This is a genomic window from Acinetobacter sp. YH16052 (assembly GCF_013417155.1).
GTDB lineage: Bacteria > Pseudomonadota > Gammaproteobacteria > Pseudomonadales > Moraxellaceae > Acinetobacter.
The window spans coordinates 1-1,210 of the sequence record NZ_VPEO01000178.1; the positions used below are offsets into that span (position 1 = coordinate 1).

The window sequence follows — 1,210 nt, forward strand, 5'->3', positions numbered from 1 at the left end:
AACAATCAGATCAGCCATATGGCTTAAAGAAGCGGCTCCAGAAGCCTCTTTTCTCCGGCTCCGGTTCAACATGCTCTGGCACTGGAATCCGCTTATTTTCAGTTTGCTCAGGAGTAGTCAATCCGTCATGTTTAGGATCATCGGTGTCTGGTGCTGACTGTACTTGAGCTGCATTCGCTTGCGCCTGTTCTTGATCGGTAAACGTAGTCATATTGGCTTTTGGGGCTTCCAATAAGCGCTGCATCGTTTCAATCTGGTTTTGATAAAAGGATTCCCGGTCTTTGGCATCCAAAAGCTGATTTTTCAGCATGTCTATCTGCTGTCTAAGCAGTAAAACTTCTGCCGAACTTGGACTGTCTATTTTTACAGGTTCTTTTACATCCTGTTTTTTAGCAGGCTCTCCAAATACACGGATAGCTTCTGAAAAATCAATTTTGTTATCAGAATTTTTACTTAAAATTCCTTTATTTATATGGTTGTAAATCGTTTGTCTATTTATACCATAAAGCTTGGATAATTCTAAAACTGAAAGGCTTTTCATGATGTAAAACGATGCCTAATCTTGTAAAAATGTCTTGTCTATTAGACAGTCTAATAGACAAATCGGCAAGCCTATATTCTAGGCAGCCTTAAAACCTACTTTTTGGAGGTAAGGGTATAGTTCCTTAAATTTCTCTGGGGTTTGGAGCATTTCAGCAATACGTACAGCGAACTGCTGATAGCTTTCTGTGCCCTGGGAGTATTTACTCATTTCAGGAAGTTGTGAAAGTTTGTTGGCAAACAAGTGTCGTTGAGCATCTGTCATGGTTGAGAAAATATTTACCGTTTTTGGATCTCGCTTGTTTTCTACTGATTGATTGCCCGTTTTCTTCTGTTTGAAGGTGAATGAAAAACCTGAAATAGAACGGCCTTTTTTATGCTGCTCATATTTAACTGTAATGTCAGAAAACTCGTTAATTTGATCAATAGCAATATCTAAAACACGTCTTTTAAAAGCTTCCATACGAGCGTATTCATTAACTCCTATACCTATTTGACTACGGAATTTATTTAACTCATACATAGGTGTTTTGCCTACAGACTTCCATTGCATTAACAATTCATAAAGTCGTACAGCATAAACACTTTTGAAATCCGAAGTTTTTTTAAGATGGTAGCTAGTAAAATATTGTTCAAAGCCATCTATTTTTGTGACTTGTTCAATTACGAC

The 1,210-nt window shown here is 37.6% G+C and carries 2 protein-coding genes; both read right to left on the minus strand.

Annotation, left to right across the window (positions count from 1 at the left end; genetic code table 11):
• Positions 1 to 10: 10 nt before the first annotated feature.
• Complete coding sequence (locus FTV42_RS17090) at positions 11 to 541, minus strand: plasmid replication DNA-binding protein (protein WP_180039272.1); 531 nt, start codon at positions 539 to 541, stop codon at positions 11 to 13.
• Positions 542 to 619: 78 nt separating this feature from the next.
• Positions 620 to 1,210 (minus strand): replication initiation protein RepM (repM, locus tag FTV42_RS17095; protein ID WP_180039273.1); only part of this gene is annotated, 591 nt, incomplete at its 5' end.

Coding starts and splice junctions, on each gene's coding strand:
- FTV42_RS17090 (WP_180039272.1), bottom strand. CDS start 541: ATGAAAAGCCTTTCAGTTTTAGAATTATCCAAGCTTTATGGTATAAAT.